This is a genomic window from Pseudolysinimonas sp., from assembly GCF_051954455.1.
Taxonomy (GTDB): domain Bacteria; phylum Actinomycetota; class Actinomycetes; order Actinomycetales; family Microbacteriaceae; genus Pseudolysinimonas.
Genome location: NZ_JBQCHS010000018.1, coordinates 85,556 through 109,216, shown reverse-complemented (window position 1 = coordinate 109,216; position 23,661 = coordinate 85,556). Strand labels below are relative to the sequence as shown.

General features: G+C 73.1%; 25 protein-coding genes and 4 tRNA genes. 11 read left to right on the top strand and 18 right to left on the bottom strand.

Going from position 1 to position 23,661, the window contains the following annotated elements; translation table 11 throughout:
• The first annotated feature begins 53 nt into the window (after nt 1-53).
• The 4 genes from ACTHM3_RS08830 to ACTHM3_RS08815 are packed head-to-tail and all read left to right on the top strand — an operon-like array spanning nt 54 to nt 3,884.
• Nucleotides 54-1,568 carry an MmgE/PrpD family protein gene (locus ACTHM3_RS08830; protein WP_440405725.1) on the top strand — a complete coding sequence of 505 codons (1,515 nt, stop codon included), beginning with the start codon at nt 54-56 and terminating at the stop codon, nt 1,566-1,568.
• Entirely contained in the window at nt 1,568-2,476 is a 909-nt protein-coding gene (gene prpB, locus ACTHM3_RS08825; protein WP_440405724.1) for a methylisocitrate lyase, read from the top strand. The genes ACTHM3_RS08830 and prpB overlap by 1 nt, the downstream gene beginning before the upstream one ends.
• 5 nt (nt 2,477-2,481) lie before the next feature.
• Entirely contained in the window at nt 2,482-3,606 is a 1,125-nt protein-coding gene (locus ACTHM3_RS08820) for a bifunctional 2-methylcitrate synthase/citrate synthase (RefSeq protein WP_440405723.1), read from the top strand.
• Nucleotides 3,603-3,884, top strand: a complete 282-nt coding sequence (locus ACTHM3_RS08815) for a putative quinol monooxygenase (protein ID WP_440405722.1) — start codon at nt 3,603-3,605, stop codon at nt 3,882-3,884. The genes ACTHM3_RS08820 and ACTHM3_RS08815 overlap by 4 nt, the downstream gene beginning before the upstream one ends.
• Before the next feature lie 166 nt (nt 3,885-4,050).
• On the opposite strand, the gene ACTHM3_RS08810 is transcribed toward ACTHM3_RS08815, so the two are convergent.
• The 3 genes from ACTHM3_RS08810 to ACTHM3_RS08800 all read right to left on the bottom strand — a co-directional run bounded on the left by ACTHM3_RS08810 (nt 4,051) and on the right by ACTHM3_RS08800 (nt 4,332).
• A tRNA-Val gene (locus tag ACTHM3_RS08810) sits at nt 4,051-4,122 on the bottom strand.
• Nucleotides 4,123-4,150: 28 nt separating this feature from the next.
• Nucleotides 4,151-4,221: transfer RNA gene (locus tag ACTHM3_RS08805), tRNA-Cys, on the bottom strand.
• A gap of 38 nt (nt 4,222-4,259) precedes the next feature.
• A tRNA-Gly gene (locus ACTHM3_RS08800) sits at nt 4,260-4,332 on the bottom strand.
• A 122-nt stretch (nt 4,333-4,454) separates the two neighbouring features.
• Between ACTHM3_RS08800 and ACTHM3_RS08795 the strand changes: the two genes are divergently transcribed.
• Nucleotides 4,455-4,527, top strand: a tRNA-Val gene (locus ACTHM3_RS08795).
• 91 nt (nt 4,528-4,618) lie between these two features.
• Nucleotides 4,619-4,996: a hypothetical protein gene (locus tag ACTHM3_RS08790; protein WP_440405721.1), complete on the top strand. Its 378-nt coding sequence runs from the start codon at nt 4,619-4,621 to the stop codon at nt 4,994-4,996.
• A gap of 32 nt (nt 4,997-5,028) precedes the next feature.
• Here the strand turns inward: ACTHM3_RS08790 and ACTHM3_RS08785 are convergent, their stop codons facing one another.
• The 7 genes from ACTHM3_RS08785 to ACTHM3_RS08755 are packed head-to-tail and all read right to left on the bottom strand — an operon-like array spanning nt 5,029 to nt 9,773.
• Nucleotides 5,029-5,214: a hypothetical protein gene (locus ACTHM3_RS08785; RefSeq protein ID WP_440405720.1), complete on the bottom strand. Its 186-nt coding sequence runs from the start codon at nt 5,212-5,214 to the stop codon at nt 5,029-5,031.
• Nucleotides 5,211-5,735 carry a pyridoxamine 5'-phosphate oxidase family protein gene (locus ACTHM3_RS08780; RefSeq protein WP_440405719.1) on the bottom strand — a complete coding sequence of 175 codons (525 nt, stop codon included), beginning with the start codon at nt 5,733-5,735 and terminating at the stop codon, nt 5,211-5,213. The genes ACTHM3_RS08785 and ACTHM3_RS08780 overlap by 4 nt, the downstream gene beginning before the upstream one ends.
• A complete protein-coding gene (locus tag ACTHM3_RS08775) occupies nt 5,735-6,151 on the bottom strand; it encodes a pyridoxamine 5'-phosphate oxidase family protein (RefSeq protein WP_440405718.1) in 417 nt (138 codons plus the stop codon). The genes ACTHM3_RS08780 and ACTHM3_RS08775 overlap by 1 nt, the downstream gene beginning before the upstream one ends.
• A complete protein-coding gene (locus ACTHM3_RS08770; protein ID WP_440405717.1) occupies nt 6,148-6,594 on the bottom strand; it encodes a BON domain-containing protein in 447 nt (148 codons plus the stop codon). Before ACTHM3_RS08770 ends, ACTHM3_RS08775 begins: the two co-directional genes overlap by 4 nt.
• Before the next feature lie 47 nt (nt 6,595-6,641).
• Nucleotides 6,642-7,265, bottom strand: coding sequence for a response regulator (locus tag ACTHM3_RS08765; RefSeq protein ID WP_440405716.1), 624 nt, complete (start codon nt 7,263-7,265; stop codon nt 6,642-6,644).
• Nucleotides 7,262-8,953 carry a GAF domain-containing protein gene (locus ACTHM3_RS08760; RefSeq protein ID WP_440405715.1) on the bottom strand — a complete coding sequence of 564 codons (1,692 nt, stop codon included), beginning with the start codon at nt 8,951-8,953 and terminating at the stop codon, nt 7,262-7,264. Before ACTHM3_RS08760 ends, ACTHM3_RS08765 begins: the two co-directional genes overlap by 4 nt.
• Nucleotides 8,954-9,005: 52 nt before the next feature.
• Entirely contained in the window at nt 9,006-9,773 is a 768-nt protein-coding gene (locus ACTHM3_RS08755; protein ID WP_440405714.1) for an SDR family NAD(P)-dependent oxidoreductase, read from the bottom strand.
• A 133-nt stretch (nt 9,774-9,906) separates the two neighbouring features.
• Here ACTHM3_RS08755 and ACTHM3_RS08750 point away from each other — a divergent pair, with 133 nt between their 5' ends.
• Nucleotides 9,907-10,761 (top strand): universal stress protein, encoded by an 855-nt coding sequence (locus ACTHM3_RS08750; protein ID WP_440405713.1) that lies wholly within the window; start codon nt 9,907-9,909, stop codon nt 10,759-10,761.
• Here the strand turns inward: ACTHM3_RS08750 and argF are convergent.
• Genes argF through ACTHM3_RS08735 form a run of 3 tightly spaced genes read right to left on the bottom strand, consistent with a single transcriptional unit; the run spans nt 10,758 to nt 14,442 of the window.
• Nucleotides 10,758-11,753 (bottom strand): ornithine carbamoyltransferase, encoded by a 996-nt coding sequence (argF, locus tag ACTHM3_RS08745; RefSeq protein WP_440405712.1) that lies wholly within the window; start codon nt 11,751-11,753, stop codon nt 10,758-10,760. The two genes, ACTHM3_RS08750 and argF, sit on opposite strands and share 4 nt — an antisense overlap.
• On the bottom strand, nt 11,750-13,003 hold the full coding sequence (locus ACTHM3_RS08740; RefSeq protein WP_440405711.1) for an arginine deiminase: 1,254 nt from the start codon (nt 13,001-13,003) through the stop codon (nt 11,750-11,752). The genes argF and ACTHM3_RS08740 overlap by 4 nt, the downstream gene beginning before the upstream one ends.
• Nucleotides 13,000-14,442, bottom strand: coding sequence for an amino acid permease (locus tag ACTHM3_RS08735; protein ID WP_440405710.1), 1,443 nt, complete (start codon nt 14,440-14,442; stop codon nt 13,000-13,002). Before ACTHM3_RS08735 ends, ACTHM3_RS08740 begins: the two co-directional genes overlap by 4 nt.
• Before the next feature lie 122 nt (nt 14,443-14,564).
• Here ACTHM3_RS08735 and ACTHM3_RS08730 point away from each other — a divergent pair, with 122 nt between their 5' ends.
• Nucleotides 14,565-15,116 (top strand): flavodoxin family protein, encoded by a 552-nt coding sequence (locus ACTHM3_RS08730; protein ID WP_440405709.1) that lies wholly within the window; start codon nt 14,565-14,567, stop codon nt 15,114-15,116.
• A 7-nt stretch (nt 15,117-15,123) separates the two neighbouring features.
• Here ACTHM3_RS08730 and ACTHM3_RS08725 read toward each other — a convergent pair whose 3' ends face one another.
• The 3 genes from ACTHM3_RS08725 to ACTHM3_RS08715 all read right to left on the bottom strand — a co-directional run bounded on the left by ACTHM3_RS08725 (nt 15,124) and on the right by ACTHM3_RS08715 (nt 17,100).
• A complete protein-coding gene (locus tag ACTHM3_RS08725) occupies nt 15,124-15,558 on the bottom strand; it encodes a pyridoxamine 5'-phosphate oxidase family protein (RefSeq protein WP_440405708.1) in 435 nt (144 codons plus the stop codon).
• 194 nt (nt 15,559-15,752) lie between these two features.
• On the bottom strand, nt 15,753-16,424 hold the full coding sequence (locus ACTHM3_RS08720; protein WP_440405707.1) for a BON domain-containing protein: 672 nt from the start codon (nt 16,422-16,424) through the stop codon (nt 15,753-15,755).
• Nucleotides 16,425-16,431: 7 nt separating this feature from the next.
• Nucleotides 16,432-17,100 (bottom strand): BON domain-containing protein, encoded by a 669-nt coding sequence (locus ACTHM3_RS08715; RefSeq protein ID WP_440405706.1) that lies wholly within the window; start codon nt 17,098-17,100, stop codon nt 16,432-16,434.
• A gap of 122 nt (nt 17,101-17,222) precedes the next feature.
• Here ACTHM3_RS08715 and ACTHM3_RS08710 point away from each other — a divergent pair, with 122 nt between their 5' ends.
• From ACTHM3_RS08710 to ACTHM3_RS08700, 3 genes are read left to right on the top strand one after another with little or no spacing between them, the layout of a single operon-like run.
• Entirely contained in the window at nt 17,223-18,089 is an 867-nt protein-coding gene (locus tag ACTHM3_RS08710; RefSeq protein WP_440405705.1) for a universal stress protein, read from the top strand.
• Between the two features lie 13 nt (nt 18,090-18,102).
• Nucleotides 18,103-18,834, top strand: a complete 732-nt coding sequence (locus tag ACTHM3_RS08705) for a hypothetical protein (protein WP_440405704.1) — start codon at nt 18,103-18,105, stop codon at nt 18,832-18,834.
• Complete coding sequence (locus ACTHM3_RS08700; protein ID WP_440405703.1) at nt 18,831-19,295, top strand: hypothetical protein; 465 nt, start codon at nt 18,831-18,833, stop codon at nt 19,293-19,295. The genes ACTHM3_RS08705 and ACTHM3_RS08700 overlap by 4 nt, the downstream gene beginning before the upstream one ends.
• Before the next feature lie 3 nt (nt 19,296-19,298).
• Here ACTHM3_RS08700 and ACTHM3_RS08695 read toward each other — a convergent pair whose 3' ends face one another.
• Both ACTHM3_RS08695 and ACTHM3_RS08690 read right to left on the bottom strand, forming a co-directional pair.
• Nucleotides 19,299-21,116: a heavy metal translocating P-type ATPase gene (locus tag ACTHM3_RS08695; protein ID WP_440405702.1), complete on the bottom strand. Its 1,818-nt coding sequence runs from the start codon at nt 21,114-21,116 to the stop codon at nt 19,299-19,301.
• 73 nt (nt 21,117-21,189) lie between these two features.
• Nucleotides 21,190-23,604 (bottom strand): phosphoketolase family protein, encoded by a 2,415-nt coding sequence (locus ACTHM3_RS08690; protein ID WP_440405701.1) that lies wholly within the window; start codon nt 23,602-23,604, stop codon nt 21,190-21,192.
• Nucleotides 23,605-23,661: the final 57 nt, after the last annotated feature.

Below are 23,661 nucleotides of genomic sequence, written 5' to 3'. Positions count from 1 at the left end.
GCCAACGATATCGTCGCGACCGCGCGGGCTCGTTCCTGCCTAACCTGGACCCGATGAAGACCGTCGTGGTGCGCCCCCGTCCGAGTTCCGAGCCGTTCCCGCGCGAGGAGCAGCTCGCCTGGCGCATCGCCGAGGTCGCCGCCGACCCGGTGGAGGTCGCTCCCGAGGTCGCGGAGATGATCGTGAACCGGGTGATCGACAACGCCGCGGTCGCGGTCGCGTCGCTCGGCCGGGCGCCGGTGACGGCGGCCCGCGACCAGGCGCTCGCGCACCCGGCCGCGCCCGGGGCGGCGGGTCCCGGCGCCGCGGTGTTCGGGGTGACGGAGCGGGTGTCGCCGGAGTGGGCGGCGTGGGCGAACGGCGTCGCCGTGCGCGAGCTCGACTACCACGACACGTTCCTCGCCGCGGAGTACTCGCACCCGGGCGACAACATCCCGCCGATCCTCGCGGTCGCGCAGCACGCCGGCCGCTCGGGCGCCGAGCTGGTGCGCGGGATCGCGACCGGGTACGAGGTCCAGATCGACCTCGCGAAGGCGATCAGCCTGCACGCGCACAAGATCGACCACGTGGCGCACCTCGGGCCGAGCGCGGCCGCGGGCATCGGGACGCTGCTCGGGCTCTCTCCCGAGGTGATCTTCCAGGCGATCGGGCAGGCGCTGCACGTGACCACGGCGACCCGCCAGTCGCGCAAGGGCGAGATCTCGACCTGGAAGGCCTACGCGCCGGCGTTCGCGGGCAAGATGGCCGTCGAGGCGGTGGACCGGGCCCTGCGCGGGCAGACGTCGCCGTCACCGATCTGGGAGGGCGAGGACGGCGTGATCGCGTGGCTGCTCGACGGCCCGGAGGCCCGCTACGAGGTCCCGCTGCCGGAGCGCGGCGAGGCCAAGCGCGCGATCCTCGACTCCTTCACCAAGGAGCACTCGGCGGAGTACCAGGCGCAGGCGTTCATCGATCTCGCCCGGCGGGTGGGCGCCGAGCACCCGGAGCTGCGCGACCCGGAGAGGGTCGCCTCCATCGTCCTGCACACCAGCCACCACACCCACTACGTGATCGGATCGGGCGCGAACGACCCGCAGAAGTACGACCCGACCGCGAGCCGCGAGACCCTCGACCACTCGGTGCCCTACATCTTCACGGTGGCGCTGCAGGACGGCGCGTGGGATCACGTGGGCGCCTACGCCCCGGAGCGCGCGGGCCGCGCCGACACGGTCGCGCTGTGGCGCAAGGTGACGACGCTCGAGGACCCGGAGTGGACGCGCCGCTACCACTCGCTCGACCCGAAGGAGCAGGCGTTCGGCGGTCGGATGGAGGCGACGCTGACCGACGGCAGCCGCATCGTGGAGGAGATCGCGGTCGCGGACGCGCACCCGCTCGGCGCCCGGCCCTTCCAGCGCGCCGACTACGTGCGGAAGCTGCGCACCCTGGCCGACGGCGTGATCGACGGCGCGGAGATCGACCGCTTCCTCGCCCTGGCGGAGCGCCTGCCGGAGCTGACCGCCGACGAGGTGCGCGAGCTCAACGTCGTCGCACCCGCGGGGCTCCCGACCGGACCGAAGGGACTGTTCTGATGCTGCACTCCACCGTCACGCCGTCGCAGAAGCGGCAGGCGTTCCGCGCCGGGCTCGCGAGCGGCACCATCCAGCGGTTCCCGGGCGCGTTCACGCCGCTCAGCGCGCGCCTCATCCAGGAGAAGGGCTTCGAGGGCGTCTACATCTCCGGCGCCGTCATGGCCAACGAGCTCGGGCTCCCGGACATCGGCCTGACGACGCTCACCGAGGTCGCGCAGCGCGGGGCTCAGATCTCGCGCACCACCGACCTCCCGACGCTCATCGACGGCGACACCGGGTTCGGCGAGCCGATGAACGTCGCCCGCACCGTGCAGCTGCTGGAGGACGCGGGCGTCGCCGGCGTCCACCTGGAGGACCAGGTCAACCCCAAGCGCTGCGGGCACCTGGACGGCAAGGAGGTCGTCGACCAGGCGACCGCCGTGAACCGGATCCGCGCGGCGGTGCAGGCGCGCCGCGATCCCGACTTCGTGATCATGGCCCGCACCGACATCCGCGGCGTCGAGGGCCTCGAGGCCGCGACCGAACGGGCGAAGGCGCTGGCCGACGCCGGCGCGGACGCGATCTTCGCGGAGGCGATGGCCGACCTCTCCGAGTTCGAGGCGATGCGCCGCGCGGTCGACGTGCCGATCCTGGCCAACATGACCGAGTTCGGCAAGAGCGAGCTGTTCACCGTGCAGCAGCTGCAGGACGTCGGCGTCAACATGGTGATCTTCCCGGTGTCGCTCCTGCGGATCGCGATGGGCGCCATCGAGCGCGGGCTCGACGCGCTCGCGGCGGAGGGGTCCCTCCAATCGCAGGTGCCTACCATGCAGACCCGCGCCCGCCTCTACGAACTCGTCGACTACGAGGCGTACTCCGCCTTCGACGCCGACGTCTTCACCTTCGACCTCGCCAACAACAGGAGCTGACCACCATGACCGACATCAAGAAGGGGCCGGACATTCGAAAGGGACTGGCCGGCGTCGTCGTCGACACCACCGCGATCTCGAAGGTCAATCCCGACACCAACTCGTTGCTCTACCGCGGCTACCCGGTGCAGGAGCTCGCCGACCGGTGCTCGTTCGAGGAGGTCGCCTACCTGCTCTGGCACGGCGAACTGCCCGACGAGCTGCAGCTGGCCGAGTTCGAGCGGGCCGAGCGCGGGCAGCGGCACCTCGACGAGCGCGTGAAGCGGGTCATCGACGACCTGCCGCGCGACGCCCACCCGATGGACATCGTCCGCACCGCCGTGAGCTTCCTCGGCGCGGAGGACCCGACCGCCGCCGACGACACCCCGGAGGCGAACCTCGCGAAGGCGACGACCCTGTTCGCGAAGCTCCCCGCGATCGTCGCGTACATCCAGCGCCGCCGGCACGACCTGCCGCTCGTCGAGCCGCGGGACGACCTCGGCTACAGCGCCAACTTCCTGCACATGGCCCTAGGCGAGGTCCCGGAGCTCGTCGTGGTCGAGGCGTTCGACGTCTCCATGACCCTCTACGCCGAGCACTCCTTCAACGCCTCCACCTTCACCGCCCGCGTCGTCACCTCCACCCTCGCCGACATCTACTCCGCGGTCACCGCCGCGATCGGCGCCCTCAAGGGCCCGCTGCACGGCGGCGCCAACGAGGCCGTCATGCACGTCTTCGACGAGATCGGCGACGCCTCCCGCGCCGAGGCCTGGCTCGACGAGGCCCTCGCCGAGAAGCGCAAGATCATGGGATTCGGTCACCGCGTCTACAAGAACGGCGACTCCCGCGTGCCGACCATGCGCGCCGCCCTCGACACCCTCGTCGCCGAATACGACCGCCCCGACATCATCGCGATGTACGACACGCTCGCCGACGCGATGGACGCCCGCAAGAGCATCAAGCCCAACCTCGACTACCCGTCCGGCCCGGCCTACCACCTCATGGGCTTCGACACCGAGGTCTTCACGCCGCTGTTCGTCGCGGCGCGGGTGACCGGCTGGACCGCGCACGTGATGGAGCAGCGGAGCGCCAATGCGCTCATCCGGCCGCTGTCGGAGTACGTCGGACCCGGCGAGCGGCACGTGCCGTGACCTGCGCGGTGGTGTCGGTCCATTCGCCGCGGCCCGAGCATCGGGCGGCGGTGCTCGATTCGATGCAGCGCTATAGCCGGGTCGCGCGGACCCGCCCGGGCCTCGTCTGGACCGGGGTCGTCGACGACGACGGCGGTCGCTTCGTCGGGGTCGCCGTGTGGGAGTCGGAGGAGGCGGCCAGGGCAGCATCACCGGCCCTCATGGCGGAGGTGGGCGACGATCCGTTCAGCGACTGGGACGTACGACCGATCGACGGACTGCGCGGACCGGTTCGCTGAGCGCGTGACTCCCCGGCACGGGTGGCCGCGAGGCGCGCCGTCCGACGCCACCGTCGACGGCTCGATCGTCGAGCCGGACAAGTACCGGAACTGGTGAGTGCGCGGGTGGCGCGAGCGGGTTTCCAAGAGCGGCGAAATGCCGCTTTCACCTGGGATTTCCTCGTTGTGGGCGATACTGGGATCGAACCAGTGACCTCTTCCGTGTCAGGGAAGCGCGCTACCGCTGCGCCAATCGCCCGTTCCGACTCGCGTCGGGGGTCCTGCCGAGGTGGCGACGGGATTCGAACCCGTGTGGACGGCTTTGCAGGCCGCTGCCTCGCCTCTCGGCCACGCCACCAGGTGTGCGGTCCTGACGAACCGTGAGACTTTTCCTCGAGCGGATGACGAGACTCGAACTCGCGACCCTCACCTTGGCAAGGTGATGCGCTACCAACTGCGCTACATCCGCATTGCCGCCTTGCGGCGACTCGGATGACTTTAGCATCTCCGGCCGGGTCGCCAAATCGTGTGACACCCGGCGCGTCGAGCGGCGCGGGAGCCGGTTCCCCGTGTGGCAAGATGGTGGACCGCGGGCGATTGGCGCAGTTGGTAGCGCGCTTCCTTCACACGGAAGAGGTCATCAGTTCGAGTCTGGTATCGCCCACCGATTCGCCACAGAAGCCCCCCGCGTCCGGAGTGCGGTGCGTGCGTGACCGGCTCAGCATGTTCGTGGCCGGCCGAGCTCGTGTCGCGGAATGCTCCCTGTGCGCCCTGTCCGGCTCGCCGTCGCGGTGTCGCTGTTCGGCGGCGCCCTCGCAGCTGCTGCCGGTGCGGGCTTCGGCATCTACGCGCTCAATCGCAATGCGCTGTACGTCTGCACCGGGACGCTGTCACCTCAGGGTGCTCGACCCCATGAAGCGGGATACGCCGGCAGCGGAGCAATGGTGTTCCCTGTCGCGGGGACGCGCTGCGACTGGAACGGCATCGACGGGACGGTGTTCAGCACCGTCGACGGGCAGCCGGTCACGACGGCCCTGGTCTGGACTGCGGTGGCCCTCGCGGTTGCCGGGGCCGCGGTCCTCGTGGTTCGCGCGATCCGACACCGGTGGCGCATGAGCTCACCAGGACGGTGACAGCGGAGCTCCTCCGCGCGGCCGCCGGATGATCAGCGGCGGATTCCGACGGAGAGCTCCGGCCCTCGGCTGAGCGGGAGCGCGGCGCGGGAGCCGCGACCGAAGATCCGGCGGGACAGCTGCGCCGCGAGGATGACCACGGCGATCGCGGCACCCAGGACGACCGCCGCAGCGCCGAGCGCCGCCTCCTCCGCCGCCTCGGAGGCGCCGGCCGTCATCGTCCCAGCCAGATCGACGCCGCGCCGAGGATCAGCGCGGCCGACCCGACGACGATCGCCAGCGCGATGAGCGGCACCGAGCCGGTGAAGACGCGGAACTCGCGGCCGGAGACCACCTCCGGGGTGAGCTTCACGTAGTTGAACTTCTCCCCGTGGTGCAGGGCGGGCAGCTCGCGGACGCCGGAGTCGAGGATGTCGGAATCCAGGTTCATGCGCACGGCGCGCCCGCGCGCGACGACGCTCCAGGCGCGCCCGCGACCGCGACCGTCGATCTCGAACGCCGCGTCGCCGTGTCGGGCCAGCTGCAGCATCTTCCGGCCGGGGGCGCTGCGGAGCACGATGGAGTGGTCGTGCACCAGGTAGGTGACCGGGAAGATGTCGACGCCGTCGTCGGTGGCGAGCGCCAGCCGGCCCGTCGAATGCCAGCTGAGTCGGCGCCAGCACTCCGCGACGGTCAGCTCTTCGGACGGAGGCTCCGGCGGCGCAGCGCGCTGAGCCCGCGGGCGTGTCTGAGTCGCCATCAGTACCGGGCCGGCTCGGCGGCGCGCTCGAAGGCGACGCCGCGGACGAAGGTCGGCACGATGCGGACCCAGCGGTATTTGGGCGTGGGGATCCAGGGAAGCAGGGGCAGCCGGTCCGCCTCATCGATCTCCGACTGGAGCTCCAGCCTCTCCGCGACTCCCTTGACCACGACGCTGCGGGCCTCGCCGTAGGTCCAGCTGTCGATCTCGAAGGCGACGCGCTCGTTCACCGTGAGCTCGAGCAGCTTCGACCCGGGTGCGGTGCGGAAGTAGAGGGCGCCCTCGTGCGCCACGAAGTTGATGGGGAAGACGTCCGGCTCGTTGCGGACGGAGACCGCGAGCCGGCCCAGCTGCGCGTGACGCAGGTCGGTCCAGCACTCCGCCTCGCTGAGATCGCGGACGTGCGGCTCGCTCATCGATATCCGATCTCCACCTCGTTGTCGACGAAGTCGACCCCGGGAACGGTCTCGACGACGTGACGGATGAGGGCGCGTTCGCGGAGCGTCGGCACGCGACCGGTCAGCGCGACGACGTGGTGGTCGACCGTGAAGTCGACGCCGCCCGACTCGACGAGAGCGAGCCCCAGACGACGCCGGACATCGTCGGCGATCTCGGTGTCGGGGATTCTCCAGCGCTCCCCGTACGGGCGCACGCCGAGCTCGTTGACGACGTCGGCGCCCGGGGTGAAGCGCCGGGTCAGGGCGACGGCCTCCAGCTTCTCGGCATAGCTGCCGACCACGCCGTGCAGGTGCGCGACGCCGCCCTCCACCGTGACCTCGACCGCGAACGCGTCGACGGCGGGATCCGCGTCGAGCGCGTCGCGGATGCGGCGGAGGAGCAGCTCGTCCGGAGAGGGCATGCGAGCATCGTGACCGGGCGACCGGGCACGCCGCAGGGCCGAAGGTCCTACCGCTTGCGCGCCGCCCCGTAGACCGCCGCCTGGGTGCGGCGCTCCATGCCGAGCTTCGCCAGCAGGCCGGAGACGTAGTTCTTGACCGTCTTCTCGGCGAGGTCGAGGCGCTCGCCGATCTGCCGGTTCGTCATCCCGTCGGCGATGAGGTCGAGCACCTGCCGCTCGCGGAGCGACAGGTCGATCCGCGATCCTCCGTCCTCGGCCCTGATCGCCTCGACGACGCGTGCCGGAATGCCCGGGCGGAGGAGCGAGCCGCCGCGGGCGACCTTGCGGATGCCCTCCAGCAGCGACTGCCCGCGCACGTCCTTGAGCACGTAGCCGCTGGCCCCGGCGAGGACGGCGGCGCGGCTGGCCTCGTCGTCGTCGTACGCGGTGAGCATGAGGCAGCGGGTCTCGGGCAGGTCCGAGCGGATCTCGCGGCAGAGGTCGATGCCCGAGCCGTCCGGCAGCCGGACGTCGAGCACCGCGACGTCGGGGCGGGTCGCCTGGATGCGGCCGAGCGCCCGGGCTGCGGAGTCCGACTCCCCCACCACCTCGAGGTCGGGCTCGGCGTCGACGAGCTCGGCGATGCCGCGACGCACGATCTCGTGATCGTCGACCAGGAACACACGGATCATGGGGCTGCCTCCTCGTGCACGGGGATGCTCCAGGTCACGACCGTGCCGCCGCCGTCACCGGGGCGGATGTCGCAGCTGCCGCCGAGCCCGTGCGCCCGGCTGATGAGGTTGGCAGTGCCGCTCCGCGGCACGTCCGGCGGGATGCCGACGCCGTCGTCGGTGACGGTCACCGTGAGAACGGACCCGTCGACGCGCACGTCGACCGACGTCGAGCGGGCGTGCGCGTGCCGGACCACGTTGGTCAGCGACTCCCTCACCACGGCGACGACATCGTCGACGAGGTGCAGCGGCACGACGAGATCCACCGCGCCGGAGAACGAGAGGTGCGGCGGAGCGTGCATCGCCGGGGCGATCTCCCCCACCACGTCGAGGATCCGGTGGCGCAGCGAGACGCCGGTGCGGCCCGAGGAGAGGGCGAAGATCACGGTGCGGATCTCGGAGATCGCCGTGTCGATGGCGGCCACCTGCTCGGTGAGCCGGTCGCGGGCGCCGGGCTCGGCCCGCGCCGCTTCGGCCTGGACGGCCAGGCCCGCCGCGAACAGGCGCTGGATGACGTGGTCGTGCAGGTCGCGGGCGATCCGGGAGCGGTCGTCGATGCGCTCGAGCTCCTGCTGATCCAGCCGCCCCTGCGCGATGCGGAGCGCGATGCTCGCCTGGAACGCGAACTCCGTCGCGCGGAGCCGCTCGCCCGTCGAGAAGTGCGCGGCTCCCATCGGGCGGGAGATCGACAGCGCCCCGATCGGCTGGTCGTCCGTGATGAGCGGCACGACCAGCGTCGGCCCGAGCGCCGGCTGACCCGGGAACTGCACGTCGGCCGGCTGCGACGCCGAGACGACCGACTCGTGCGTTCGCATCACCTCGCCGGCCAGTGAGCTCTCGGCGCCGTAGACCCGGCCGCGCACCTCGTCGGCGCCGCTCCCCCGGGCGGCCGCGACCCGAAGGGCCCCGTCCGCCTGCGGCACGATCACGCAGGACAGGTCGGCGTCGACCAGCTCGGCGATGCGCTCCACCACCACGGAGAGAGGATCGGATTCCGCGGAGAGGAAGGCCGACGTGACGTCGGCGAGAGCCGCCGTCCAGCGCTCCCTCTCGCGCACCTCCTCGTACAGGCGCGCGTTCTCGATCGCGACCCCGGCCGTCGCGGCCAGGACGCCCACCAGCTCCTGGTCCTCGTTGGTGAACCGCCCGGCGTGCGGCTCCGTGAGGTAGAGGTTGCCGAACACGCGGTCGCCCACGTGGACCGGGACGCCCATGAACGCGTCCATCGCGGGGTGGTGCGGGGGGAACCTGCTCGACCGCGGGTCGTCACGCAGGTGCTCGAGGCGGATGGGGGCCGCCTCGCGGATCACGGCGCCGAGCACGCCGCGACCCTCCGGGAGATGGCCGATGAGCCGGGCGTCGTCCTCCGACATGCCCACGTGGATGAAGCGCTCGAGCCCGCCGTCCACGCCGATCACGCCGAGCGCCCCGTAGCGCGCGTCGACGAGATCCACGGCCGCCTCGACGATGCGCCGCAGCACCTCCTCGATCTCCAGACGCTCGACCACGACGCGATTGGCATGCAGGAGGCTGCGCAGCCTGCCCTGCGTGCGCAGCACCTGCTGCGCACGCTCCACGAGCTCCTCGATGGTCCGCTCCAGCTCAGAGCGGGGCGTGTCCGGGAAGCCGATCTCCTCGACGGAGGCCACGGCCGAGAGTGTAGCTCCGGCCTCGTCGACGATCAGCGGGTCACCGCCGCGGTCACACGGCCGCCCATCCGCCGTCGACGGGCAGGATGGCGCCCGAGACGTCGCTCGCGTCGTCGCTCAGCAGCCAGGTGATCGCCGCCGCCAGCTGGTCGGGCTGGGCCACGCCGGGGATCGTCGCCTGCATGAACGGGCCGAGCCGCTGCTGTGCCCACTCCGATCGGAACGGAGCCTCGATGTTGGTGGCGACCGCGCCGGGGGCGACGGCGTTGCAGCGGATGCCCTTCGGCGTGTAGAAGAACGCCGTGCTCCGAGTGAAGCCGTTCACCGCGTGCTTCGACGTCGTGTACGCCGTGCCGGCGGCGGAGGCGCGCATCCCCGCCTCGGACGAGACGTTGACGATCGCGCCCTTCCCGGCCCGCAGCATCGGCCCCAGCGCCGCGCGCGTGAACCGCATCATCGCGGTGAGGTTGACGGCCAGCACGCGCTCCCAGGTGGCGTCGTCGAGCTCGGCCGCGGGGAGGAATCCGTCCATGATGCCCGCGATGTTCGCGAGGCCGTCGATCCGGTCGCCGGCGGCCTCGACGGCCTGAGCGACGGTCGCCTCGACGCTCACGTCGCCGGCGACGGTCACGAGATCGCCGCTCGCGAGGGCGTCGCCGACCTCGTCGGCGAGAGCGGCGAGCCGCTCCGGGAGGAGGTCGACCGCGACGACGCGCGCGCCCTCCATCAGCAGGCGGCGGGCGGTCGCGTGCCCGATGCCGGACCCCGCCCCGGTCACGACGACGGTCCAGCCGGAGAAGCGGTGCTGGGTCAGGTCCATGTCGACTCCTTCCGTGCCCATCCCAGCGGCCGACGGGCCGGGACCGTGGGACGAAGGTCCCGCGGGACCTCCGACCCTGGGCGCGAGTCCCGCGCCGCGGCAGCCTGACGGCACCCGAGCACCAGGAGCATCCATGGAGAAGATCGTCATCGGCGTCGCCGACCTCGCCGCGCAGCACGGAGCCGTCGAGTGGGCGATCCGACGGTCCGAGCACCACCGGTGCCACGTGGTCCTCGTCCGGGCGTTCGACCTGGTCGTGTCGGATCCCGTGGTGGAGCAGCGACGGCTGGACGAGCTCCGGACCGCTTGGCTGCGCCGCTCACCCGAGACCGTCGTCGAGACCTCGATCGTGACCTCGTCCGTGCCCTCCGCCCTTCTCGAGGCATCCCGCGACGCCGACCTGCTCGTCGTGGGCACCCATCGCGGCCACCCCTTCTTGTCCGCGATGGCGGGGTCCCTTCCGCTGCGGGTCGCGGCGCAGTCGCACTGCGCGACCGTCCTCGTGCCGGAGGACTGGGCGCCCTCCCTCCGCCGCCGAGTGGTGCTCGGCCTCGCCGCCGACGGGTCCAGCGACCGTGCCGCGCTCTTCGCCGCACGGGAGGCGGCCGGCACGCTCGCCGAGCTCGAGGTCGTGCACGCCTGGACGGCGTCCGTGCCGTCGGTCCGCGAGGAGGAGCCGTCGCCCGAGCGCCTCGCGCACCGCCGGATCCTGCAGGAGGCCCTCGATCGCATCCGCGCCGCGTACCCGCGGGTGCGTCTGCGCGGACTGCTCGGGCAGCGGCCGCCGGTCTCCCTGCTGGCGGGTCGCGCGGACGACGCGGAGATGCTCGTGCTCGGGAGCCACCGTCACGCGATCGGCATCACGCTCGGCACGTGCGCCCGCGACCTGGTGCCGCTCAGCGCCACGCCGATGTGCATCGTGCCGCCGGCCGTGCGGAGCCGGGTCGACGGCGGCGTCCCCGCGGCGGCGGGTGCCGCGGCGGGTTAGGCGAGCTGCGCCACCAGGAGGGCCTTGATGGTGTGCAGGCGGTTCTCCGCCTGCTGGAACACGACCGAGCGCGGTGAGCGGAACACGTCGTCGGCGACCTCCGCGCCGACCAGGCCGGTCAGCCGGTGCAGTCGCTGACCGACGGTCGTCGAGGCGTCGTGGACGGCGGGGAGCGGGTGCAGGAACCGCGCGCGGGGCGAGCCGGTCGCCGCCATCAGGTCCGCGTCGACGCGGTAGCTGCGCAGGGCCTGGGCGCGCTCCTCCCAGAGCTCGTCCGACTCCCCCATGCTCACCCAGACGTCCGTCATGACGGCGTCGGCCCCCGCCACCGCCATCCGCGGGTCGGTGGTGATGGCGACGGTGCCGCCGCTGCCGACGGCGAGCCGGCGCGCTGTCTCGACGACGTCCTCCCGTGGCGCCAGCTGGGCCGGGCATCCGACGCGCACGCGGGCGCCGAGGGCGGCTCCCGTGACGAGGAGGCTGTGGACGACGTTGTCGCGCCCGTCGCCGACGAACGCGACCGTGATCTCGGAGGCGGGTCGGCCGACGCACTCCTCGAGGGTGAGGAAGTCGGCGAGGGCCTGGGTCGGATGCCAGTCGTCCGAGAGCGCGTTCCACACCGGCGCGCTCGACGCGGCGGCGAGCTCGACGAGGCGGGACTGCGCGAAACCGCGGTACGCGATGCCGTCGTAGATGCGGCCGAGCACGGTGGCCGTGTCCTCGACGCTCTCGGTCTCGCCGAGGTGCGTCTGGCGCGCGTCGATCGCGGTGACATGGGCGCCCTGCTGGACGCCGGCCAGCTCGAATGCGGTGCGGGTGCGGGTCGACGGCTTCTCGAACAGCAGCGCGATGGCACGGCCGCGGAGCCGGAGCACCTCGTCACCGTCGCGGTGCTCGCGCTTCAGGCGCGCGGCGAGGTCGAGGAGGTGCCGCGCGTCGGGAGCCATGCCCACGTCGTCGAGGAGGCCCCGCGCCGCGGCCACCACGGTCATGGCTCGGTCACCAAGTCGCGCCGGATGGGGCAGGTCATGCAGCGGGATCCGCCGCGCGCCCGACCGAGCTCGCTGCCGGCGATCGTGACGACCTCGATGCCGTGACGGCGGAGGGAGGTATTCGTCGCCACGTTGCGCTCGTAGCCGACCACCACGCCCGGCGAGAGGGCCAGGAAGTTGTTCGCGTCGTCCCACTGCTCGCGCGCAGCCGACCACTCGTCCTCCTCGGTCCGCAGCACCGTCATCGCGGTGTCGAGGGCCTCCTCGATCATGCGCAGGAGGGGGCGGCGCTCCGAGACCTCGACGTCCCGGCCCGAGCCGGGCTCCAGGAGCCAGCCCTCCTGTGCGGCCGGGTCGAGGCCCGCTCCCATGGCGATGACGCCGCGGTCGACCATCGTCATGAGGGTGTCGAGGTGCATCGTCGCGTGCGACCTCGGGATCGCGACCACGATGACCCGATCGGCCTGCCCGGTCGCGAACAGTCGGCTCGCGAGGCGCTCGATGCCGGCCGGCGTCGACCGCTCGCCCATGCCGATCAGGACGGAGCGGTTGCCGATCACGAGGATGTCGCCGCCCTCGGTCGCGGCGGCGGCGCCGGTCCGTGCGGGGTCGTCGTAGCGCAGAGCGTCGACGAAGCGCGGGTGATACCGGTAGATCAGGTCGACGAGCAGCGACTCGCGATGCCGGGCCGGCTTGGCCATCGTGTTCACCTGCACCCCGCCGTAGATCCACGCCGAGCTGTCGCGCGGGAATCCGATGTTCGGCACCGGGGGCAGCAGGAATCCACCCGGGGCGGCCGCCTCCATCGCGAGCGATCGGCCGATGCGGGCGTCGATGTCCAACGGGACGAGTCCGCCGACGAGGACGTCGTAGAACCAGCCGACGGGGGCGTCCTCGGCCTGGTCGCGCAGGACCCGTCCGAGCCGTGGTCCGAACCGCTCGTCGGTGAGCACCGCCGCGATCGCCTCCTCCCGCGCGTCGTCGTGCCCGAGCGCCGTGCGCAGGAGGTCCCCGTACAGGTGGACGGAGATGCCGCGGGAGCGCAGCTGCTCGACGAACGCGTCATGCTCGGATCGGGCGCGGGCGAGCCACAGCACGTCGTCGAAGAGCATCTCCTCGACGTTGTCGGGGGTGAGCCGGGTGATCTCGACCCCGGGGCGGTGGACGATCACCTCGCGGAGCACGCCCACCTCGGAGTCGACCCGCAGACCGGTCGTCGCCTCGAGGAGGGGCGTCTCGGCGATGGTCATCGGACCGACTCCAGGGTCGCCGCGCGCTGCTCGGTCTCGGCGTCGGGCGCCGGAAGGGGACCGCCGAGGCGCGCATCCGGGGACGATGCGGCCTCGGCGGTCGGCTCGGGGAGCAGATCGTTGGCCCGGCGCCGCGCCGCGCGGGTCATCGCGTACAGCGGGATCGCGAGCAGCACGCACGCGGTGCCGGCGAAGACGGCCTCCTGCCCGCTGCCGAGCAGCGCCCAGAAGGTGAACGCGAGGGCGATGATCGCGATCGTGAGATCGCGGGCGAAGCGCGCGCCCCGCACTCCGCGGCCCCGCACGAGGTCGAGGATCTGCGCCCCCGCCGAGAACATGTACGGCACGACCGACGTGAAGACCGTCAGGAGCGCGACGAGCACGAAGACCTGGTCGAAGCTCGTGTACGCGAGCACGGTCAGCAGGCTCGCCAGCACGGTGGAGACCACCACGCCCACGATCGGGACGTTGCGGCGCTCGGTCAGGAACACGCGCGGGAAGAGGTCGTGCTGCGCGGCCGCGAACGGCATCTCGCCGATGATGAGCGTCCAGCCGATGAGGCAGCCGAGCCCGGAGACGATCGCGAACACCGCGATCACCTGTCCGGCCCAGGTGCCGCCGAGCATCGCGTTGGCGGCATCGCTGAACGGGGCGGTCGACGTCCGCAGCGCGGCGTTGGAGACGAGCCCGAAGACGGCGAGCGTGCCGAGGATGTAGACGATCGCGCTGATGAGGGTCCCGATGACGGTGGCGCGGGGGACGTTGCGTTCGGGGTCGCGGACGCGTTTGGCGGCGACCGACGCCGTCTCGATACCGAGGTAGGCGAAGAGGGCGAGCGCGCCGGCGCCGGCGAGGGCGGTCCACCCGTCGGAGCCCGACGAGTTGAAGGCGCCGAAGTTCTCCGGCCGGATGAAGAAGACCCCCACGAGCGCGATGAAGGCGAGCGGGATGATCTTCAGCACGGTGAAGACGGTCTGAGCTGCCCCCATGGAGCGGAGCCCGAGAGCGTTGACCAGCACGGGGATCCAGAGGCCGACGAGGGCGATCACGAGCGACCACCACCGGTTGTGGTCGGTGTTGACGAACACCTCGACGTAGCCGACGAGCGCCACGACGATCGCGGCGTTGCCGGCCCAGGCCGTCACCCAGTACGTCCAGGCGTTGAGGAAGCCGGCGAACTCGCCGAACGCCTCGCGCGCGTAGACGTAGGGGCCGCCGGATGCATCCCCGGCACGCCGGGACAGCGCGCCGAACACGAGGGCGAGCGCCAGCGCGCCGACCGTGACGAGGACGAAGGCGACGAGGCTGATCGGACCGAAGCCCGCGAGGCCGGCGGGGATCCCGAACACGCCGATCCCGATGACCGACCCGACGACGAGCGCGGTGGCGGCGGGGAGGCGCAGCTGGTGGGCGGCCGGACGCGTGCGGTGTGTGCTCATGGGCCCTCACGCTCGCCACGGCGCGGTCGACGGTCCAGGGGCGAAGGTCCCGGCGCGGCGGTCCGTGGGCGGAGGGACCTTCGCCCCTGAGCGCCGAGGGGCTCGGCGACGACGCTCGGGCCATGGATGAGACCACGCCGCGCGCCCTGGTCGCGTACGAGTCGCTGTTCGGATCGACCCGGCAGGTGGCGGAGGTGATCGCCGCCGGGATGTCGCAGTCGGTGCCGACCGACTGCCGCGACGTGCGGCGCCTCTCGCCGTACGAGCTCCGCGGGTTCTCCCTCCTCGTCATCGGCGCGCCCACGCACGCCCGCAGCCTGCCGACCCCGGCCTCGCGGGCGGAGGGGGCGAAGTGGCTCGAGAACCGGATGTACGGCCGCACGCTCGAGGGGCGCGCGCTGACCCCGGGCATGCGCGAGTGGCTCGGCGCGACGGCCCTCACCGGCCTGCGCCTGACGACCTTCACCACCCGCACCGACCTGCCGCGGCTGCTGAGCGGGTCGGCGCTCCCGGCCATGGCGCGGCTGGCGCGTCGCGCCGGCGCCTGGGTCGACGGGCGCGGCTTCGAGGCCGTGGTGGACGAGAAGGGACAGCTGGTCGCGGGAGAGCTCGACCGGGCGCGCGAGTGGGGGCTGCTCCTCGGCCGGAGCCTGCGTCGACCGGTCCGCGCCTGACCTGTCGCTAGGCGTTCCAGAGGCTGCCCGGCTGCGGCGGCAGGAAGCGCCGGCCGCTGATCGACCGCGGCCGGAGCCGGATCACCATGTGCTTCGGCGAGGGATGCAGCGCCACGAGGTCGTCGAGCCGTCCGAGCAGCGACGGGTCGTCGGCGCCCAGGATCGTGACGTCGCCGTCCACGACGACGCTCCAGAACTCGTCCTGATCGCGCCCGTCGACCTCGAACGCGGCACGCGGATGCGCCGAGCCGGCGAGCATCTTGAGGCCCGGCCCGCTCCGGAACACGACCGCCCCGTCGAGGACCAGGTGGTTGACCGGGAAGATCCGCGGACCGCCGCCCGACTCGACCGCGAAGCGCCCGATGCGCTCCCCCGCGAGCCGCCGCCAGCACTCCTCTTCGGAGATCACGTCGGCGGGTTGCGTCCGGGGGTCGATCGTCATGCTCGCAGCCTGCCGACACGACGGATCGGCGCCGAGGGCCGTTGGTCCCTTCTCCCTCGTGGGACGGCGGAGCACACTGGACGCACCGCGGACCGGTCGGAGGGTCCACCGGCCGGGGCGCACCGCCGACTGCGGCTACGCGCCCGCCCTCGGGACGGAGGCCGCCGGCGGCACTCATCCCGCGGGCGTCCGCCTCACTGCTCGCCGGTGACCGTCAGACGGTTCTCGACCGCCGTGACGTTGGGCGAGCCCCACGCGGCGTGCTCGGCATGGCGGCTCTCGGCGGGCGTGCGGACCGTGCCCGTGAGGGTGACCCGCGTCCCGACCGCCGCGACGTGGACCGAGGGCTCGTCGACGTGCGCGTGCCGGCGGAGCGCGTGCCGGATGACCTCCTCCGTCTCCGCCGCTGAGGCCCGCAGCGACAGGACGATGCGATTCTTCACCGCGCGCACACCGCGGGTGCGCGCGGCGAGGTGCTCGGCGGCCTGCCGCTGGTGCTGCCACATGACCTCGCCGTGAAGGGTCGCGACCCCGTCGCGCACCACGACCTGCACGCCGTCCGGCACGTCGGTCGCCCAGGCCAGGCCGTGCTCGATCGCGTGCGCGATCGCGGAGTCGGACAGCCCCTCCCCCGTGACCGGACGGACCCGCAGCTCGTCCGCGAGGGCCGTCACGCCGCGGACCCGGAGCGCCGCCTGCGCCGCCGCGACGCGTTCGATGTAGCTGTCGACCTGCCCGGTCAGCGTGACGGTGCCGTCCTCGACGGCGACGCCGATCCCCGCCGCATCCACGTCCGGCGTCCACCGCAGCTCGGCGAGCACGTCCTCCTGGATCTGCTCGTCGGTGCGCCCCTCCGTCGCGTTCATGACGGCGTCACGGTGCGATGGTCAGGAGGTCGACGACGCGCTCGACGTGGGGCGACCCCCAGGCGGCGTGGACGGCCTCGCGGCGTTCGAGGGCGGAGTGGACGCGTCCGGTCAGTGTGACGGTGGTGCCGTCGACCGCGACCTCGATGTCCTGCGCGTCGAGGGCGGCCCGGCGCACGAGGGCGGCGTGGATCCGCTCGGCGGTGTCCGGCGCAGACAGCCGAGGCGTCAGCTCCGTGCGATCGACGACCTCGCGGACACCGACCACGGCGCGCGCGAGAGCCCGCGCGGCGCGGCGCTGGTAGTCCCACTCCACCTGGCCCGTGATGGTGACCCGGCGGTCGTCGACCGCCGCATCGACGGAGGCCGGCACCGCGCTCGACCACGCGAACGCCTGCTCGACGGCGCGGGCGATGGCGCGGTCGTCGACCTGCTCGTCCGGGGGGCCCGCGACCACGAGGTCGTCGGCGAGGGTGACGACGCCCCGGACCCGCAGGCCGGCGCGCGCGGCGGCCCGGCGTTCGTCGAGGGTGAGGACCTCGCCCGAGAGCATGACGGCGCCGGCGTCGACCGCGACGTCGACCGCGTCCGCCCGGACGTCGGGCGCCCAGTCGAGCTCGTCACGCACGGCCTGCAGGATCTCGAGATCCGTCCGCGCGGCCGGGGATGTGCTCATGCGCCGAGCATCGGCCGGGGCGCCGACCCCGTCGAGGGCCGAAGGTCCTCCGCACGAAGGGGACCTTCGGCCCTCGTCGTGCGGGGATCGGCCGGCGAGCGTGGGGGTGGGAAGGACCGGTCATGGAGCGCATCGCAGTGGGGATCGGGGGCGCCGCATCCCGGCCGGCCGTCGACTGGGTGATCGAGCGCGTGCGGCGACGGCCCGCCGAGATCGAGCTGGTCCGCGCCTTCGACATGCTGGCGTCGGACCCGTCCGAGAACCGTGCGGAGCTCGAGCGCACCCGCCGGCGCGTCCAGGAGGCGCTGCCGCACGCGGAGGTCCGGACCTCGCTCGAGATGAAGACCGTGCCGGATGCACTGGTCGATGCCGCCGAGCACGCCGATCTGGTCGTCGTGGGCGCGCGCCGCGATCACCCGGTCCAGTCGACCCTGCACGGGTCCGTGCCGCTGCGCATCGCGTCGCGCTCTCGCGCCGTCACCGTGATCGTGCCCGCTGACTGGACGCCGGGACCCACCCGTGACGTCGTCGTCGGCCTCGACGAGGGCGACACGAGCGACGAGGCGCTGGAGTTCGCCGCGCACGAGGCGGTCGCGGCGCACGCCCGACTGACGGTCGTCCACACCTGGGCGGTGCCGGTGCAGTCGCGCGCCAACCTCCTCTCCCTCATCACCGACGAACCGGACTTCCGCGACGCGCACCGGAAGGAGCTCACGGAGGCCGTCGAGCGCCTCCGCGACGAGGTGCGCCATCTGGATGCGCACGGGGTCCTCGAGGAGCGGCCGGCGGCGGACGCCCTCGCCGAACACGCCCGCGACGCGGGGATGGTCGTGATCGGCAGCCATCGTTGGGGCCCCCTGACCGGCCTCGTCCTCGGCTCCACCGCGCGGGCGCTGCTCGCGCGCACCGCCGCGCCGATCTGCGTCGTCGCCCCCTCCCCCGCGTACGGCGCGGCGATCGAGGCCGACGCCCTGGCCGCCGACGCCTGAGAGAAGGACCGAGATGACCGAGACCTTCCGCTCTGCCGACGTCGAACACGATGCCGGGGAGTTCGAGCCCTTCGCCCACGTCTGGGTGGCCGACGACGGCGGGTCCGCCGCGCACCGGGCCCGCGCCTGGGCCGAGGAGCGCATGGCCATCCGCGACATCCCCCTCGACGCGTTCCGCGTCGGGGACGACGGCGATCCCGAATCGATGCCCACGCTGCCGATGCCGCATCCCGCGGACGTCGTCGTCGTGGGCGTCTCGGACGCCGAGAGCCGCCGGCGCGCCCGGGGGCTCGTCACGCTCTTCGGGTGCTCCGTCGCGATCGTGCCGGAGGACGCGGCGCCGGGATCGGGGATCGTCTGCGGCGTCGACCGCCTCAGCGACGCGGGGATGACCGCCGCCGCCGCGGGAGCCGAGGCCGAGCACGCGGGAGCGCCGCTCCTGCTGGTCCACGCCGTCGCCGCGCGCTTCGAGCCGTTCTCCACGCGCGAGGGCCGCACCGACCCCGCCCTCCGCATCGGGCGCGCGACCGTCGAGCGCCACCACCCGACCGTGGAGCTGAGTTCGCGGGTGCGCTCGACCGCCGCTGCGCACGCGCTCCTCGACGAGTCCCGCGGGCGCGAGCTCCTCGTCGTGGGCGGTGAGCGGATCAGCTCGCCCGCCTCGGTGCTCGGCGAGCTCATCGATCGGACGGCGATCCCGCTCCTGGTCGCCCGCGGGGGCGGCTCGAGCCGGCTGCGGGAATGATCGCGACCGTCGTCTACGACGCGACGGCACCCGTCGTCCGTGAGGTCGCGGAGGCGATCGCCGAGGGTCTGCGGGTGCGCTACACGGTCCGCTGCGTATCGAGTCGCGAGGCGGACGACGCCACGATCCGCGACGCCGGACTCGTGGTGCTCGGCGCTCCGACCCGTCGCGGGACCCTGCCGGACGTCGAGGGCGGGCTTCGGCGCTGGATCGACGCGCACCACCTCGACGACCACGGGGTCCTCGTCTTCACGACCCGCCCGCGGCGGCGTCTGCTGCCCGATACCGCGCTGCGCGCGCTCCGGCGCCGGGCGCGGCGGGCGGGCGGGGCGCTGCTGAGCGCGGGGCGCGGATTCCGGGTCGACCCGTCGGCGGCGCAGCTCGCCGGCGTGCTCATGGAGGCGCGCGACTGGGGCCGCCTGATCGCCCTCGGCCGACCGGGCTGGGACCGACCCGACTGAGTGTCAGGACCGGCCGGCGCGGGTAGCGCGGAGCGCGTTGAGGATGGTGAGGACGTCGACGGCCTCCTGCGCCACCGCCCCGAGGATCGGCGGGAGCACGCCGGTGGTCGCCACGAGCATCAACGCGACGCTGATGCCCGCCCCGAGCCAGACGCTCTGCCGGGCGATGCGCCGGGTGCGGAAGGCGATCCGCCGCGCCGCGAGCAGCGCGTCCAGCCGCCCGGTCAGGATCACCGCGTCGGCCGACTCCCCGGCGGCGCCGAGACCGGATCGGTTCATGGCGACGCCGATGTCCGCCGAGGCCAGGACGAGCACGTCGTTGATGCCGTCGCCGACCATCATCGCCGGTCGCGGAGAGAGCGCCGCGACGATCCGCGCCTTGTCCTGCGGGCTCAGGGCCGCGTGGACCTCCTCGATGCCGGCCTCCGCGGCGACGGTCCGCGCCGTGCCGACGTCGTCGCCGGTGACCATCGCGATGCGCTCCACCCCGTCGGCCCGCAGCGCCGCGATCACCTCGCGCGCGTCCGGCCGGATCGGGTCGCGCAGCACGATGCGCCCGCGTTCGCGTCCGCCGACGGCCACGTGCACGATCGCCTCTCCCGCGGCCGGGCGAGGCTCCGCCCCGGTGAATGCGGCGGCGCCCACCCGCAGCTCCTGGCCGTCGAGCCGGGCCGACATCCCCTCGCCGGGATGCTCCTCGACCCCCGAGAGCGCGGGCATCGCCACGGCGTGCTCACGGGCCGCCGCGACGACGGCAGCGGCCAAAGCGTGCGACGACGCCGATTCCGCCGCGGCGGCCTCCCCCAGCACCGCGGCCTCGTCGCTGCCGGCCTCCACCTCGACGCGGGAGACCGAGGGCGAACCGCCGGTGAGCGTGCCGGTCTTGTCGAACGCTGCCGCCCGCACGGAGGCGAGGCGCTCGAGGGCGGCGGCGTTCTTCATGACGACGCCGGCGCGGGCCGTGCGTCCCATGCCGGCGACGAATGCGGCCGGCGCGGCGATGAGGAGCGAGCACGGCGTGGCCACGACGAGGACCTCGGCGAAGCGCAGGAAGGAGCCGGAGACGGCCCAGGCGATTCCGGCGATCGCGAGGGAGACGCCGGTGAACGGGACCGCGATCCGGTCCGCCAGCCGCACGAATCCGGAGCGGGAACCGGCAGCCGCCTCGACGGCGCGCACGATCCGCTGGTATTCGCTCGCCTCCGCCACCACGGCGCAGCGCACCCGCACCGGGGCCGTCGTGGCGACGGCGCCGCTCGGCACCCTCTCGCCCGCCCGGCGGGTCTCGGGCAGGCTCTCGCCGGTGATCGCCGACAGGTCGAACGCGCCGCGCGCGTCGACCACGTCCGCGTCGACGGGCACGACGTCGCCCGGCCGGATGAGCAGCACGGCGCCGATCGCGATCGCGGCGACCTCGATCTCGACGGGCGGCGCGTCGGGCGCGTCTGCCGGCGGCAGGCGCAGCGCCGTCCGCGGCGCGCGCTCCAGCATCGCCTGGATCTCGCCGTGCGCCCGGTGCGACGCGTACGCCTCGAGCGCGTCCCCGCCGGTCATCATCACCGTGATCACCCAGGCCGCCCAGAACTCGCCGACGACGACGGTGCTGCCGACGGCCAGCACCGCGAGCACGTCGACGCCCCAGCGCCGGTCGCGCAGGTCGGCGATCATCCGCACGAGCCGCCACGCGGCGACCGCGACCGCGAAGGAGGCGAGGACCCAGGCGACCGCGGCGGCGGCTCCGGCCGCGGCGAGGACGCCGGCCAGGGCGCCGTCGACGAGCGTGGCGCCGAGGAGCACCATCGACGCCGCGAACGATCTCACTCCTCGACCGTGCCGGGGCGGCGCCGCCGCGGCCAGGGCCGGAGGTCCCGGATCCCGGACGGATCCCCGGAGGTCAGCGCGGCGTCCAGCGCCAGTCGCGCACCTCCGGCAGGTCGTCGCCGGTCTCGCGCGTGTGCGCGCGGGCGCGGAGGCGCGCGTCGACCAGCTCCTGGCGGAGCTCCGCGTGCGCCGCCCCCAGCCCCGGCACCCGGTCGAGCACGTCGATCGCGAGGTGGAAGCGGTCCAGGTCGTTGAGCATGACCATGTCGAACGGCGTCGTGGTGGTGCCGCGCTCGAGGAATCCGCGCGCGTGGATGTTGTCGTGGCCGTGGCGGCGGTAGGTCAGCCGGTGGATCATCCAGGGATAGCCGTGGTAGGCGAAGATCACCGGCTTGTCGACGGTGAACAGCGCGTCGAACTCGATGTCGGACAGCCCGTGCGGATGCTCGCGCTCGGACTGGAGGCGCATCAGGTCGACGACGTTGACGACGCGGATCGCGAGCTCCGGGATCCGATCGCGGAGGAGCTCGGCGGCGGCGATCGTCTCGAGCGTCGGCACGTCGCCCGCGCAGGCGAGCACGACGTCCGGCTCCTCGCCGTCGCGCTCCGTGCTCGCCCACGGCAGGATGCCGAGGCCGCGCGTGCAGTGCTCGACCGCCTCCTCCATGGTCAGCCACTGCGGGGCGGGCTGCTTGCCGGCGACCACGATGTTCACGTAGTCCTCGGAGCGGAGGCAGTGGTCGTAGGTCGACAGCAGGGTGTTGGCGTCGAACGGGAAGTAGACGCGCACGACCTCCGCGCTCTTGTTGACGGCCAGGTCGACGAATCCCGGGTCCTGGTGGCTGAAGCCGTTGTGGTCCTGCCGCCAGACGTGGCTCGAGAGCAGGTAGTTGAGGCTCGAGATCGGGCGCCGCCAGGGGATCCGGCGCGAGGACTCCAGCCACTTCGCGTGCTGGTTGAACATGGAGTCGACGATGTGCACGAACGCCTCGTAGCAGTTGAAGAGGCCGTGCCGGCCCGTGAGCAGGTACCCCTCGAGCCAGCCCTGGCACTGGTGCTCGCTCAGCATCTCGAGCACGCGCCCCGCGCGGGCGAGGTGCACGTCCTCGTCGAGGTAGGCGCCCTCCCACTGCTTCGCCGTCGCCTCGTACACCGCGGGCGCGAGCCGGTTGGACGCGGTCTCGTCGGGCCCGACGATGCGGAACGTGTCGGGGTTCATGCGGATGACGTCCGCCAGCCAGCGCCCGAGGACCGCGGTGGCCTGATCGTCGGCGGCGCCGGGGACCGTCACCTGCACGCCGTAGTCGCGGAAGTCCGGGAGCCTCAGCGGCACCCGGAGGAGGCCGCCGTTCGCGACCGGGTTGGCGCTCATCCGCCGGTCGCCCTCCGGGGCGAGCGCGACCACCTCAGGGAGCGGCGCCCCCGCCTCGTCGAACAGCTCCTCCGGGCGGTAGGACCGCATCCACTCCTCGAGCACGCGGAGGTGGGCCTCGGTGTCGCGCGCATTGGCGAGCGGCACCTGGTGCGCGCGGAAGGTCCCCTCGACCGGGACCCCGTCGATCTCGTCCGGGCAGGTCCAGCCCTTCGGGGTGCGGAGGACGATCATCGGCCACGCCGGTCGTTCGCCGTCCTCCCGCGCGGACGCCTTGATGTCGCGGATCCGGTCGAGGACGACGTCGAGGGTCGCGGCGAGCCGGGCGTGCACGTCCCGCGGATCCTCCCCGTCGAAGCCGCCGCTGACCACATAGGGCTCGTGTCCGTACCCGCGCAGCAACGAGAGCAGCTCCTCCTCCGGGATCCGCGCGAGCACGGTCGGGTTCGCGATCTTGTAGCCGTTCAGGTGCAGGATCGGCAGCACGACCCCGTCGCGCACCGGGTTCAGGAACTTGTTGGAGTGCCAGCTCGTCGCGAGGGCCCCCGTCTCGGCCTCGCCGTCGCCGATCACGCAGGCGACCAGCAGGTCCGGATTGTCGAAGGCGGCGCCGTAGGCGTGGCTCAGCGAGTACCCGAGCTCACCGCCCTCGTGGATCGACCCGGGGGTGTCGGGCGAGGCGTGGCTCGGGATGCCGCCCGGGAACGAGAAGCGGCGGAACATCCGCAGCACGCCCGCCTCGCTGCGGTCGACCTCCGGGTAGAGCTCCGAGTAGGTGCCGTCGAGCCAGGCGCTCGCGACCAGGCCCGGGCCGCCGTGGCCGGGGCCGCAGATGAAGATCGTGTCGAGGTCGCGCTCGCGGATCGCGCGGTTGAGGTGCGCCCACAGCAGGTTGAGGCCGGGGGTGGTCCCCCAGTGGCCGAGCAGCCGCGACTTGACGTGCTCCGGTCGGAGCGGTTCGCGCAGCAGCGGATTCGCCAGCAGGTAGATCTGACCGATGCTGAGGTAGTTGGCGGCGCGCCACCACGCGTCGATCCGATCGATCGTCTCCTCGGTGACGGCCGGGGTGCTGAGGCCCGGAGTGCTGACGGCAGGGGCGACGGGTGCGGTGTCCACGCGCCCAGCCTGACGCCGGCGCCGCCGTGCTCCCAGGGCCGGAGGTCCCCTCCCACC